General features: G+C 46.4%; 11 protein-coding genes and 3 pseudogenes. 13 read left to right on the top strand and 1 reads right to left on the bottom strand.

From position 1 onward, the window contains the following. Positions 1-48: 48 nt before the first annotated feature. A complete protein-coding gene (locus tag IGJ05_RS10655) occupies positions 49-441 on the bottom strand; it encodes a YbaN family protein (RefSeq protein WP_225000663.1) in 393 nt (130 codons plus the stop codon). Positions 442-613: 172 nt separating this feature from the next. Here IGJ05_RS10655 and IGJ05_RS10650 point away from each other — a divergent pair. From IGJ05_RS10650 to IGJ05_RS10590, 13 genes and pseudogenes are all read left to right on the top strand, one after another. Then, positions 614-1,421 (top strand): annotated as a pseudogene (locus tag IGJ05_RS10650) (aldo/keto reductase family protein). 284 nt (positions 1,422-1,705) lie between these two features. After that, positions 1,706-3,751 carry a methyl-accepting chemotaxis protein gene (locus IGJ05_RS10645; protein WP_115231519.1) on the top strand — a complete coding sequence of 682 codons (2,046 nt, stop codon included), beginning with the start codon at positions 1,706-1,708 and terminating at the stop codon, positions 3,749-3,751. A gap of 116 nt (positions 3,752-3,867) precedes the next feature. After that, positions 3,868-4,284: pseudogene (locus IGJ05_RS10640) on the top strand (EscU/YscU/HrcU family type III secretion system export apparatus switch protein); the annotation flags it as partial. 19 nt (positions 4,285-4,303) lie between these two features. Then, positions 4,304-6,379, top strand: coding sequence for a flagellar biosynthesis protein FlhA (gene flhA / locus IGJ05_RS10635; RefSeq protein ID WP_266166273.1), 2,076 nt, complete (start codon positions 4,304-4,306; stop codon positions 6,377-6,379). Positions 6,380-6,409: 30 nt separating this feature from the next. Continuing rightward, positions 6,410-7,117: a sigma-70 family RNA polymerase sigma factor gene (locus IGJ05_RS10630; protein WP_015508736.1), complete on the top strand. Its 708-nt coding sequence runs from the start codon at positions 6,410-6,412 to the stop codon at positions 7,115-7,117. Further along, positions 7,114-7,815, top strand: coding sequence for a flagellar hook-basal body protein (locus IGJ05_RS10625; protein WP_266166272.1), 702 nt, complete (start codon positions 7,114-7,116; stop codon positions 7,813-7,815). The genes IGJ05_RS10630 and IGJ05_RS10625 overlap by 4 nt, the downstream gene beginning before the upstream one ends. 10 nt (positions 7,816-7,825) lie before the next feature. Next, positions 7,826-8,608, top strand: a complete 783-nt coding sequence (locus IGJ05_RS10620; protein WP_005226625.1) for a flagellar hook-basal body protein — start codon at positions 7,826-7,828, stop codon at positions 8,606-8,608. 12 nt (positions 8,609-8,620) lie between these two features. Then, positions 8,621-9,331 (top strand): annotated as a pseudogene (locus IGJ05_RS10615) (cell division ATP-binding protein FtsE). Positions 9,332-9,485: 154 nt separating this feature from the next. Continuing rightward, a complete protein-coding gene (locus IGJ05_RS10610) occupies positions 9,486-10,781 on the top strand; it encodes a methyl-accepting chemotaxis protein (RefSeq protein WP_005226627.1) in 1,296 nt (431 codons plus the stop codon). An 18-nt stretch (positions 10,782-10,799) separates the two neighbouring features. After that, a complete protein-coding gene (locus IGJ05_RS10605) occupies positions 10,800-11,303 on the top strand; it encodes a chemotaxis protein CheW (RefSeq protein ID WP_081117656.1) in 504 nt (167 codons plus the stop codon). Then, the gene (locus tag IGJ05_RS10600) at positions 11,275-11,784 is read left to right on the top strand and encodes a chemotaxis protein CheD (RefSeq protein ID WP_005226629.1); all 510 of its coding nucleotides are present in this window, start codon (positions 11,275-11,277) and stop codon (positions 11,782-11,784) included. Before IGJ05_RS10605 ends, IGJ05_RS10600 begins: the two co-directional genes overlap by 29 nt. Positions 11,785-11,799: 15 nt before the next feature. Then, complete coding sequence (gene cheB, locus IGJ05_RS10595; RefSeq protein ID WP_266166269.1) at positions 11,800-12,813, top strand: chemotaxis-specific protein-glutamate methyltransferase CheB; 1,014 nt, start codon at positions 11,800-11,802, stop codon at positions 12,811-12,813. Positions 12,814-12,818: 5 nt separating this feature from the next. Beyond that, positions 12,819-13,592, top strand: a complete 774-nt coding sequence (locus tag IGJ05_RS10590) for a CheR family methyltransferase (protein ID WP_225000658.1) — start codon at positions 12,819-12,821, stop codon at positions 13,590-13,592. Position 13,593: the final 1 nt, after the last annotated feature.

The raw sequence follows: 13,593 nt of genomic DNA, 5'->3' as shown, positions 1-13,593 counted from the left end.
CAAGGTTCGCTTGCTTGCTGGATTACGGTGTGTTCGTGCAGCTTCACCTTACAGTGGCTGATCCGTTTTTTGGATCACGGGTTTGCGTCCTTTTAAATACCAAGTGATCCCAATGACATGGGCAAGGTAGATGGCAGCGAGGACGAAACGTACCAGCAGATTAGGGATCAATACTGCAGGAATGGCAAAGACTACCAGCATCATGGCAAACATCCGAACCATTCCCTTGGTACTCAGCTGTTTTTGTACGAGTGGTTTTTCAATGTATTTTTGATAATTTTCTGATTGAACCAAGCGTTGATAATAGGTATCGGAACTCCGCAGCCAGAAATAAGCCGTCAGCAAGTAAAAGACCGTTGTAGGTAAGAAAGGCAAGAAGATTCCTAAAGTACCTAGACCGAATGTCAGTGATCCACAAAGAAAAAATAGTGTTTTTTTCAAAAGTAACCCTCCTTATTTGGGTGTTTCGTGTCTTACCCTCAGTATAACGGAGGAGGGGCAGCTTGAACATGCGTTTTGTGCTTTTCTCCGTTTTTTAGCGGCAATAAGAGTTTTTCTTCCCCTTACTCCTGCTTTTTTGATAGACTAGAAACAACACAAAGGGGGAAGCAGCATGGAAACGATTGAATTGAGTACCGGCATTCAGATTCCAGTGATCGGCAGTGGGACGAATACATTTGGGAAAGAAAACCGAGAATACCAAGGTGCGATCAATGATGATACGACAGAGCTGTTGACTGCTATCAAGTGGGTATCGGCATTTTGATACGGCGATTTCTTACCGCAACGAAGCCGTAGTAGGCAAAGCCATCAAGGAGAGCGGGATCGACCGCAGCGAATTTTTCCTGACTTCTAAGATTCCTGGCAAACCAGAGCATACGCAAGATGCAGCTGCCGTGAAAGCGTCTGTCGAAGCGAGTTTAGCAGCCCTGCAGACGGAATCGATCGATCTTTATTTGATCCATCATCCGTGGGACAACTTGGCAGAGATCGCCGCTGTCTGGGCGGTTCTTGAGGCTTATGTCGATAAAGGAGTCTTAAAAGCGATCGGGGTGTCCAATTTCCAAGAAGAAGAACTTAGCTATTTATTGGCAAACAGTCGCATCAAACCAGCGGTCAATCAAATCGAATCGCATCCAGGCAAGTGGAACGACGCGATCATCGCCTATTCCTTAGCCAATCAGGTAGTTCCAGAAGCCTGGGGGCCACTTTCACGAATTTCAGAAGCGGCTCGGGAAACCTTGACCCAAATCGGTGAAGCGTATCAAAAAACCTGGAGCCAAGTGGTCTTGCGTTACCAAATCGAGCGTGGGGTGATCGTGATTCCGAAATCCCATTCAGAAAAACATCAAGCCGAAAATTTAGCGCTCTTTGATTTCGCTTTGACTGCGGAAGAAAAAGCCGTCATCAAAGAATTATAGGCAATAAAAAGTAGTCCCATTAAAGGGAACCTACAGCCAGTGCGGAAACTTCCGTGCTGGCTATTTTTATGCAGTCGCAACGCTCCTTCATGACTGAGGAGCTTTTCTATTCGTTAGATCAGCAACCGTAAGCCTTAGCAAAAAAGAAAATGCGCTGGCAGCCGTTTCTGCCAATGAACCCTCTTAATCATTCAAAGAAATAACCGATTATCCTTACTAAGGGTCGTCTACGGACGAGTCTTCATTGGATCGTGTGAAATTGGAAATGAAGGAGTGGCACAGTTGTGAAAAAAAGAAAAAAGACGATAGGAATTTATGTGATGATCACCTTGATGCTGGTTGCGGGGATCCCGATCATTGTCATGCTGACAAGTTCCTATTTAACCACCAAGAACTTATTGATTGAACGAAATGATTTGAACAAAGAAAGTGCCGTCAATTTGATCTTGGCGGAAGAAAAGAGTTTGCGCCGATCGACGGAAAGCAAATTGAAATCAATGGCTGAACTGCCAGCGATGAAAACAGAATTCAGCATGGGGCGCATCCGTTCAGATCTTTCTTTAGCGATTGCTGGGAGCAACAGCTTCTTAGCGGTGACTTTTGGGACAGAAGATGATGAGTATGTGACCTTCAATCCCTTACCAGATGATTATAAGCCTACGATTCGGCCATGGTACAAAGGGGCCGTAAAAGCCGAAGGAGAAGTGTATTGGACAGCACCTTATTTAGATACAGTGTCGAATCAATTTGTGACGTCGGCTTCGATCAGGGTCAAAAACTCCCATAATCAAGTGGGGGTTTTAAGCGTCGATGTTTCTTATGAAAGCATTCAAAACATCTTGTCTTCCTTTACCGTAGGGCGGACTGGGAATGTCACCTTAGTTTCAGAATCTGGGGTCATCGTGACCTCAAAAAACACCAAACAAATCGGTAAGAATATCAAAGAAGAAGAAGTATTCCAAAAAATCAAAGAAGCTAAAAACCCGACAGGCATGGTTGGTTTAGGCGACTCGAATAAAGTCAACGATGTGTTGTATGACAAGTCTGCTGATTCCAATGTTTGGGCGTACTCCGAAGTCAAAGCTAGTGATCTAGACAAAGAGCTAGGAGCGTTAGTCCGCACCACCATTATCGTTACGATCTTGATGCTGCTCTTTGTAGGACTGGTTTCTTATGCCGCGATCAAAGTAGTCGCAGCGATCATCGATTGCTTCAATCGTTACTTTAGAAAAGTCGGTGAAGGCAAACTAGAGAAGATGAGCAAAACCAAAAGAGCCAAAGGCGAAAAATGGACATGGGAGCAATTGGCACGCCGAGTTGTATATCCAGACAAAGCAGGCAATGAGATCCAGCAAATGGCGGACAATTACAATGTGATGATCGAAGGCACGGGTGCATTGATCCAAAAAGTACAAAAAGAAAGCAACAGTGTCGCAGGAATGTCAGATTCTTTATTAGAATTGTCAAAACAAACCAATATTGCGACAGAAGAAGTCTCTCAAACCATTACGGGGATTGCTGAAGTGACCGGTGCGCAAGCCCAAGAAACAGAATACAGCGTGTCACAAATGCAAAACCTGTCGCAGGTCGTGAAAGAATTACGAGAAAATGTTGGCGGCATGAGCAGCAAGTCGCAAGAATCTACGAAGATCAATCAAGAAAACTTAACGATCATGGATCAAGTCGATGACAGCTGGCGACAAGAGTTGGCACAGATGGAGCGTTTGATGTCGAACATGACGGGAATGAATGATAGTATCCAAAACATCAACTCGATCATTGGGGTCATCAACGATATTTCTTACCAAACCAACTTGCTAGCCTTGAATGCATCGATCGAAGCCGCAAGTGCAGGTGAGTCGGGCAAAGGCTTTGCCGTCGTGGCAGCTGAGATCCGTAAATTGGCGGAACAAAGCAAGGCTTCTACCAAAGAGATCGAAGCGATCATTGAAGAAATTCGTGAGCAGTCTAGTCAAATGGTCAAACAAACGTCGGCATCTGTCAAAGGCGGCGTTCGCCAAACCAACTTGATCAAAGAAGCGATCTCGTCTTCAAAAGAAGTTTTCCAACGCAGCAGCTATATGATCGAAGGCATCCATCATATTGAAGCAGCCAGTGCCCGTATCGAAAACATTCAAAACAGTGTACTGGAAAACTTAGAAAACATTTCCGCATCAACGGAAGAAAATGCCGCTGGTACACAAGAAGTTTCCGCAAATGCAGAAGAAGTCTTGGCAACCATGGATGAATTTACCAACCATGTGGCAGACCTCAGAGACATTGCAGAAGAGTTGAAGCGATTGACCAATCGTTTTGAAGTGGAAAAATAAACCAAGCAAAAAAATCACTCATCAGCTATTCGCAAGAATGGCTCGTGGGTGATTTTTGTTTAGTGAATAGGAGACTGCAATAAAGCCAAGACGGATATTGGTCGTCTTGGCTTTTCATGATGATGAGCAAGCAGGAAGTCAAAGAAGAGTTCAAGCAAATGGAAGGTGATCCGCAAGTCAAAGCACAGCGCAAAGCGAAGTACCGTGCGATGACCCAAAATGCCATCGCCAACGTCAAAGAAGCGACGGTTTTGATCACCAATCCGACCCATTTCGCCATTGCGATTCGTTACGATGCCAGTAGTGAAGGGGTGCCGCGGGTCTTGGCCAAAGGGGCAGATCAGCTGGCGCAGCGGATGAAAGCAGAAGCACTGAAAGAAAATATTCCACAGATCGAAAACCGTGAAGTGGCACGAGCCCTTTATCGCCAAGTAGAACCCGGGGATCTGATCCCTGTTGAGATGTATGAAGCCATTGCCGAAATCATCGCTTTGGTCTATCAGTTAGAAGAAAGCCAACGCGGCAAGATTTAAGGAAACAGGAGGAACAAAAATGAATGAGGCTGCCTCAAAACCGAAAAAAGGCATTGGTCTGGCGGATATCTTAATCTCGGTGATCGTCCTAGCTATTATTGGTTTGATTATTATTCCATTACCGAGTGCACTATTAGATATTCTGATCATTATCAATTTGACGATCGCGATCAACATTTTACTGATCACCCTGTTTACCAAATCAGTGTTGGAATTCACTACGTTTCCAACCTTGCTGCTGATCACAACGATGTTTCGTTTAGGTTTGAACCTATCTTCCACACGGTTGATCTTGACCCAAGGAAATGGCGGACACGTGATCGATGCCTTCGCCAATGTCGTTGCCGGCAGCAATTACATCGTGGGGATCATTTTGTTCGTGATCATCATGGTGGTTCAGCTAGTCGTCGTGACCAATGGTGCAGGGCGTGTCTCAGAAGTGACTGCTCGCTTCACATTGGATGCGATGCCCGGCAAGCAAATGGCGATCGATTCCGACCTAAATGCCGGTTTGATCACGGAAGCGGATGCCCGCAAACGACGAAAAGATCTGCAGCGAGAAGCTGATTTCTTTGGTTCGATGGATGGTGCCAGCAAGTTTGTCAAAGGGGATGCGATCGCAGGGATCTTGATCACTGTCATCAATTTAGTCGGCGGGGCGATCATTTTCTCCATGGGGGAACAAATGACCGTCATGGAAGCCTTCGCCCAATTCGGGAAACTGGCAATCGGGGATGGCTTGGTCAGCTCGATTCCCTCTTTATTGATTTCGATTGCTTCTGGGGTGATCGTGACTCGTTCTGATAACGATAGTTCCTTTGGTTTAGATATTGCGGCAGATGTGATGCGTAATCCCCAACTGTTTCGGATCGTGGGGGCGATTCTCTTCGTCTTAGCCTTAGTTCCTGGGTTTCCTTTTGTCCCTTTTGTGTTGATTGGTTTAGGCCTTTTCTCAGCCAGCTTTCTGGTGACGCAAAAAGAAGAAAAGCAGCGAGTGGAACAAAAACAATGGGAACAAAAATTGGCACTGGAACGCAAAAAAGAAGCACAGGAAGAAGACGATTCCGTGGCTTCCTTCCAAGTGGAACCAATCTCAGTGGAAATTGGTTATGGTCTGATCCCTATCGTGGATCGTTCGATCGACAACAGCTTGATGAACCGCATCGTGGCGATCCGTAAACAGAGTGCTAGAGAATTAGGGATCTTAGTCAGTCCCGTTCGTATTCGCGACAATCTCTATTTGGATGCCAACGATTACGTGATCAAGATCCGCGGCAACGAAGTCGGCCGCGGCGATATTTACCCGAATAAAGTCATGGTGATCAGTCCGAATGAAGAGCCGTTTCCTTTTCAAGGAATCGCAACAAAAGAACCAGCCTTTCATCTGGATGCTATGTGGATCGATGAATCCGATAAGGAGATGGCGGATCTGCAAGGGTTTACGATTATCGAGCCGTTGACCGTGATCGCAACACACTTAAAAGAAATCATCTATGCCCATGCACCAGAGCTGTTAGGTCGCCAAGAAGTCAAGAAATTATTGGAGGGCATCAAAGAGCAGTACAATGTCGTGATCGATGAATTGATCCCCGATATTTTACGGCTCGGCGAGGTCCAAAAAGTTTTACAAAATTTATTGGATGAGCAAATTCCCATCAATGACTTAGCAACGATCTTAGAAACTTTAGCCGATTACGGCGTTGTCACGAAAGACGTAGAAGTTTTGACAGAATATGTCCGCCAAGCATTGAAACGGACGATCGCTGCCAAGTATGCCAATGAGAACCACGAGCTGCAAGTGGCGGTGATCCAGCCGAAACTAGAAGAAATCATCGCTCAAAGTATCCAAAAAACCGCAACTGGCTCGTACCCAGTCTTAAAACCAGATACCGTGACCAAGCTGTTGGATTCCATCAGTGGGATCCAACATGCGGCGATCGCTCAAAATATCAATTTCGTGATTCTGGCATCGCCTAAGATCCGGTTAGCATTCAAAAAAATGATCGTTTTTAATTTTCCAGATATCGCCGTTCTTTCTCTAAATGAGATTCCCAATGAAATTGCGATCGAAACGGTGGGCAGTATTGACATTTAAGCAGAATTTTCTTAGGAAGGGGCATCGCCGATGTATGAAGTCGATCGAGAAGCGGAGATCATCAAGTATCTGCCGCTAGTGGAACGGGTGGTTCAGCGCCTGTCTATCAAAACCGCCGATTATGAATCAGGCGATCTCTATAATATTGGGGTGATTGGGCTGATGGATGCCTTGCGGAAATTCGATCCCTCAAAAAAAGTTCCTTTTGAAAGCTATGCAGCGATTCGTATCAAAGGGGCAATTATTGATGAAGTACGCAAGCACGCCAAAATCTCCCGATACAAAATGGCGGCAGTCAATCAGTTTTATCAAGCACGGCAAGAGTTGGAGCAAAGCCTCAAAAGAGAAGCGACCGACACCGAGATCTGCAAACAGCTGGGAATCAACCAAAGTCAACTAGCGGATATTTATGAGAGTCTGCACTACTTAGCCAGCGTTTCTTTGGAAGATACCTTGTTTGCTTACCAAGAAGAAGGCATGACCTTAAAAGATATGGTTCGGGATCCAGCCGAAAATGTCGAAGATACCTTGGTCGCTGAAGAAAAACGCACCGCCTTGGTGGCGTGCATCAAAAAATTAGGGGAACGAGAACAATTGATTTTAAGTTTGTACTATACCGAGGAACTGACGTTAAAAGAAATCGCTGAAATCTTAGAAGTCTCGATTCCACGAGTTTCACAAATTCACGGCAAAACGATTGCCAAATTGCGCACATTGATTGAGGAGGAACTGGCATGATTCGAGGATTGGATGTCTTATCACGGAACATTTCATTATTACAAAAGCGACAAGAGACGACGAGCGGCAATATTGCCAATGTCAATACAACAGGGTATCAAGCAAAAACTTTGTTCCAGTCGGCGCTAGATGAAGTGGCGCTGCATAATTACCAAAGCGGGCCCAATGCGGATACCCGCCATGATATCGGTGGATTGTCTTTAGGAACCCAATTGGCAGGCAGTACCATCAGTCAAGACCAAGGCGCTGTCAAACAGATGGGACAAGCCAGCGATTTTGCACTGCTTTCCGAAGGCTACTTTGTCGTTCAAAACAATGTGGGGCAGCGGTTGTATACGAGAAATGGCGACTTTACCGTCAATCAGCAGAATCAATACGTGACACAAGAAGGCTATCTTGTCTTAAGTGCCAATGGACAAGCAGTCAGCGCCTTGGGATCAGCGAACTTTCAGATCCAAACATTCCCCCCAGAAGCATTGACTACAGCTGGTCAAAACTATGTGACTAGCAACGCAGCAGGAACCACGGTGAATGCACCCGTGATCCAGCAAGGTGCCTTAGAACAAGCCAACGTAGCGGTTGCCGATGAAATGGTAGCGATGATCCAGACTTCTCGCGAATTTGAAGCCAATCAGAAAGCCTTGAGTTCAACGAATCAGACATTGCAAAAAGCGGTCAACGAATTAGGAAAGATTTGAGGATGAGTCAATGAATATCAGTGGATTATTAGGAATCAGCCGTTCTGGGTTGAATCATTTGCAGACAAACTTAGACACGACAGCCAACAACATCGCCAACGTCAATACCAATGGCTATCAAGCACAAACGACCCATTTTCAAGCATTGATGGAAAATGCCATCGGTGCAGAAGAAACGCTATTTAATGGCAACGCCGCCCAATATGGTGCGTCAATGGGGGCAAAAGCGACTACGACTACCAGTTTTGCCCAAGGCAATCTGGCGGGCACCGCTCAGCCATTAGATCTCGCGATCCAAGGCAACGGCTTTTTCGGGGTCCGGGACCAAACTGGTCAATTGCTGCTGAGTCGAGCAGGCAATTTTCATTTAAGTGAGAACAAGCAATTAGTCAATAGTGAAGGGTACCCTGTGGCAATGACCACAAACGTACCGACCCCTCAGTGGCCAGATGCGCAGCAAATCGCAATAGATGCCAGCGGTCAGCTGACGACGGAAGAAAATGGTCAGACTCGCGTGTTGGGACAGCTGACCCTTTATCAGCCGACGAATACAGAAAACATCACGCCAGTGGGCAACCAACTGTACCGTGCCGGTGATCAAGCGTTGCTTACTTCGCAAACCAATCCAGCAGCCTTTGGCAGCGTCTTGCAAGGACAGTTAGAACAGTCGACGGTGGATCTAGCGACGTCCATGACAGACTTGTTAACGACCCAGCGTGCGTATGGATTGAACACGAAAGCCATGCAGACAGCCGATGAGATGTGGTCCGTGATCAATCGTTTTACAGATTAGAGGAGAAAGAACATGATTCGCTTAACCAAGGTCAGTAAAAAATTCAGCAATGGCACGTTGGCATTGGCCGATATTTCTGTTGCGATCCCTCAAGGAGAATTTATCTATGTGGTGGGTCCCAGCGGTGCGGGCAAATCGACCTTATTCAAATTGCTCTTGAAAGAAGAAGAGCTTTCGGCTGGTTCTATCCAAGTCGGCAATGTCTTGTTGGAACAACTCAAAGACCGTCATCTCTATATGGTTCGACGACAAGTCGGTATCGTCGGACAAGAGGACCTTTTGCTTCCTTATCTGACGGTTGCTAAAAACGTCGATTATGCGCTGCAAGTACTAGGCACTCCCCGCAAGCTGCGTCAGGAAAAAACCGCCAAAGCGCTGCAACTGGTGGGCATGTTTTCTCAAAAGGATCACTATCCTGAGGAGCTTTCCGTGGGACAGCGCAAAAAAGTAGCGATCGCGCGGGCGATCGTCACAGAGCCAGCAGTCTTGATCGCCGATGAGCCCACCGCCAATCTGGATGCCAAATCAGCCGTCGAAGTCATGAAACTGCTCTTGCGGATCAATCAAGTCGGTGCCACGATCCTCTTGGCGACCCACGACAGTACGATGGTCAATACGGTCCGTAATCGAGTAGTCGAGCTGTAAAACGGTCGTTTGGTTCGTGATGAATACCAAGGCGGCTATACGCGCTTTGCTGATCCAAAAGATACATATGTCTGGTGAAGATGCTTAACTTTTCTAGCAAAAGATCCGATTAAAGAACTAGAAGATTGTTTTCATAATCGGATAAAGAAGGAGTGACTCAACGATTATCAAGTGAAGAGCGAATCTTGATAAACAGCACGACTGATCATTTTGCATAGGAAAGGATACTGTTATGAAGAAGAAGGTACAAGCTATCATCAAAAAAATCCGCTTGGCGGCGTTGATTCCGCTAGGATTTACCCTGATCGTATTATTAGGATGCTATTTCTTCGTGATCCGCACCCACGGAGACGGACAAGCAGCAAAAAGTTTCTTTATTTTTTCAGTAATCGTACTGCTGCTAGAAATCGCAGTGTTAGTAGGAATGACCTATTTGGTAAAAAAAGAGACCCACTCGGGCATGGATACGTTATTGACAGAACTAGAAGCAGTTGGTTCTGGCGATCTGTCGCATATCGATGAGATCGGCAGCAGTGACCAGACTTCTCTTTTTGGGCAAGTTCAAAATCGTTTTCAAGGGGTTTTAAACACCTTCAAAGCGGTAATCGTTGGCATGCACGAAGAAAGCAGCCGAATGGAAAAAATGGTAGGCGGCCTAACGACAACCTCAAAAAATGCCAAAAATTCAATTGAAAATGTGCGTCAGACGATGAATGCCATCGCAGATGCCACTAGTTCACAAGCCTCCGAAGCGGAACAAACCTCCTTTGATATGGACGAGCTAGCCTTAAGTATCGAAGAGATCCACAAAGAGATCGAATTGATGAATGGCTATGTCGGTCAATCCCAAAGCAGCAATGTCCACAATTCGGAAATGATGTTCCATGTATTTGAAAGCTGGGAGATCGAACGGCAAAACCAAGCAGAATTAGTAGAAAGCATGAACGACATGAACGAAGATGTCCAAAGCATCGGTAAGATCGTTCAGCTGATCAATGACATTTCTGATCAGACCAACTTACTGGCATTGAATGCATCCATCGAAGCAGCTCGAGCTGGAGAAGCAGGCCGAGGGTTTGCCATCGTTGCGGAAGAAGTCCGCAGCTTGGCGGAACAAAGCAGTCAATCAACGAAAAGCATTCGTTCGATCATTGAAACGATCCGCAAAAAATCGGAAAAAGTGGTCTCTGCAGTGACGGATTCCTTTGAAAGCGGCGAAAAACAAACCAACAATATCAACAAAGCGATCGAATCAGCCAATGAGATCTCTGATATTGTTGAAAAATTGGTTTCAAGTATTCAAGCCGTGGAAGCCCATATTACCGGGATCGTTGAGAAAAAAGACATGGTTCAAGTTTCCGTCAGCAACATTTCGGCTGCTGTTTCGGAAACCTCTGCCGGCACCCAAGAAGTAACGGCAAACTTAGAAGACTTCTACTTAGTCATCGAAGACTTTGAACGGAATGTGCAAGAGATCGAAACGATCGCCACTATCCTTAAATTCCAAGTGGATAGTTTCAAATTCTAAAAAGGAGCAGTGACGCCAATGGAACAATACGTTGTATTTAAAAGTCATCAACAACTCTTTGCCTTGCGAATCGACTATGTGGTACGGGTCATTGAGGCTGCTCCTTTTACCCAGCTGCCAGAAGTGGCGGATTTCGTGCTGGGGATCCAGCCTTTTGAAGAGGCGATGGTGCCGATCATTGACATCCGCAAAAAGCTGTTTGATGAATTTACACCGGAAACTGGGCAAAATGTGGTCTTGTTGTGTCACTGGCAAGAGCAGGCGATCGGCCTTTACGTGGAAGAGATCGTCGGCATTTTACCGCTCGTTGAAAGTCCTAGCAATGCGGAACTAAATACATCAGGACTCAAGCAAAACTATATCGAAGCCTTTCTGAAAAAAGACGATGAACTTGTGCTGGCATTGGAGCTGCCGTTTCTCTTCAGCTATGAACAAGCCGCTGAGATGACGGCGGAGTTAGACGCCTATCAGACAGAGGAATTGGCAGCCGCCAATGACCATGACAATGATGACCGTGAATGAGGAACTGCATGTGGGGATCTCGGAGTATAAGATCGCCCAAGCGCCGACGCGTTTGATCACGGTGGGTTTAGGTTCTTGCATCGGCACGATCATTTACGATGAAGCCAGTCATATCGGCGGCTTGAGTCATATTATGCTGCCAGATAGTCAGCCTTTTTTGCACAAGCGGGAAATCAAGCCCGAGAAGTTTGCGGACTTGGCATTGCCAGCGATGGTGGCTGAGCTGGAACAAAAGATCCGTCGGCCTCGCTTTCAAGCGAAAATCGTTGGCGGCGCCAATATGTTTCAGTTCCAGACGCTTAACGCTGCCAGCAATATTGGTCAGCGCAATATTGAAGCCGTCGAGGAAGTCTTGGCTCGGCTAAACATTCCGATCGTAGCCAAACATGTTGGCGGCAGCGCTGGTCGAACGATGATCGTGGATCTTCAGGATTTCAAGACCATGGTTCGGCAAGTCAAACAAGAAATCGTTTATTTGTAAAAGGAGTACAGGGACATGAAAAAAGTAATGATCGTCGATGATTCGGCATTCATGCGGAAAGTAGTGACAGATTTATTGAATCAGCTGCCTGATATCGAGGTGACCGTCGCTGCCCGCAATGGCAAACAAGCATTGGACTATCTGACCAAAGAAGCGATCGATTTGGTAGTAATGGATGTGGAGATGCCAGTGATGAACGGATTAGAGACCTTGCGGAGGATGAAACAGCAATCAGCCATTCCCGTCATCATGCTTAGTTCATTAACCAATCAAGAAACCACGATTGAGGCTTTGGCGCTTGGCGCCCGAGATTTTGTGGAAAAACCCGTCAGTCTATCGATGATCGAAAAAGAATGGATCGCTGAATTTCATCAAAAGATTTTGGCGATGGATCATGAAGTCGGTACGGTTCACCCGCCAGTGCCAACGATTGCCCAGCCCACTAAGCTGACACAAAACAGCTTGCCGGTATCACTTGATGCGCTAGTCATTGGTGCTTCAACAGGCGGACCACGTGCCTTACTGGGAATTATTCGCCGTTTGCCTGCACGTTTGCGTTGCCCGATTTTGATCGTTCAGCATATGCCAGCGGGCTTCACGGCTTCCTTTGCAAAACGCTTCTTAGACACAGAGACAACCGTCCGAGTACAAGAAGCAGTCGACGGCATGCGGATCGAAAATCAAGTGTATCTTTGTCCAGGGGATTACCACATGACGGTCCAACAAGGGCACCTGCAGTTGGACCAGCGAGAAAAACGGCATGGGACGCGGCCAACCGTCGATTATCTTTTTTCCTCAGCAGCTGACTACTATGGCCCGCAACTAGCGGCAGTGGTTTTGACGGGGATGGGAAAAGACGGCACCGCTGGCTTACGACAGATCCAAGCGGCTGGGGGCTATACGATCGTTCAAGACAAAGAAACGTGTACAGTCTTTGGGATGCCGCGGTATGCCATTGAACAAGGAGTCGTGGATGAAGTCCTGCCATTGCAGGGCATTGAAGCAAAAATTGCACAGATGGTCAGGTGAAGAAGATGGAAGAAGAATTTGCCTTATTTAATGCGTGGGTGGATCGCCGATTAGGGATTCCCTTAGCCGCATACAAAGAAAATCAAATGCAGCGCCGCATCCTTACGATCATGGAAAACAGCGGGGCAAAAACGTTGAGGGAGTACCAGCAATTGATCGAAGGCGATGACGGGGTGCGGGCGGCTTTTTTAGCCCATATCACCATTAACGTAACGGAATTTTATCGCAACAAAGAACTGTTTGACGCCTTTGAACGCGTCTTGACAACCATTGTTCTCCCGAAAACCACGCTGCCCAAAATTTGGAGTGCCGCATGTTCGATTGGGGCAGAACCCTATACGATCGCGATGCTGCTAGAAAAAAACCAAATTGCCGCAGCCAATGTCTTGGCTACCGATATCGATACGCAAATTTTGGCAAAAGCCAAGCAAGGACTCTATCGAGACCACGAATTGCGGAATGTCTCAGCGGCAGAACGTGCCCGTTTTTTTGATGCAAAAGAAAAGAACCAGTTTCAGATCAAACCGGAAATCAAACGGCGGGTTCATTTTAAGCAACACGATCTTTTGAAAGACCCGTACAATGGGCCTTTTGATGTGATCGTTTGCCGCAATGTGACGATTTATTTCAAAAGCGATGCTCGGGATGCCGTCTATCAAAAATTCAGCGATGCATTGGTCCCAGGGGGCATTTTGTTTACGGGAGCGACAGAAACGATCAATTTTGCGGAACAATTCGGTCTCAAGAAAATCGATTCGTTTATCTATCAAAAAGTATAAT

This window comes from Enterococcus sp. AZ167, assembly GCF_051714025.1.
In the GTDB taxonomy this organism is placed as follows: domain Bacteria; phylum Bacillota; class Bacilli; order Lactobacillales; family Enterococcaceae; genus Enterococcus_D; species Enterococcus_D casseliflavus.
Note: the sequence above shows the minus strand (reverse complement) of the source record. Positions and strands in the feature narration are given on the sequence as shown.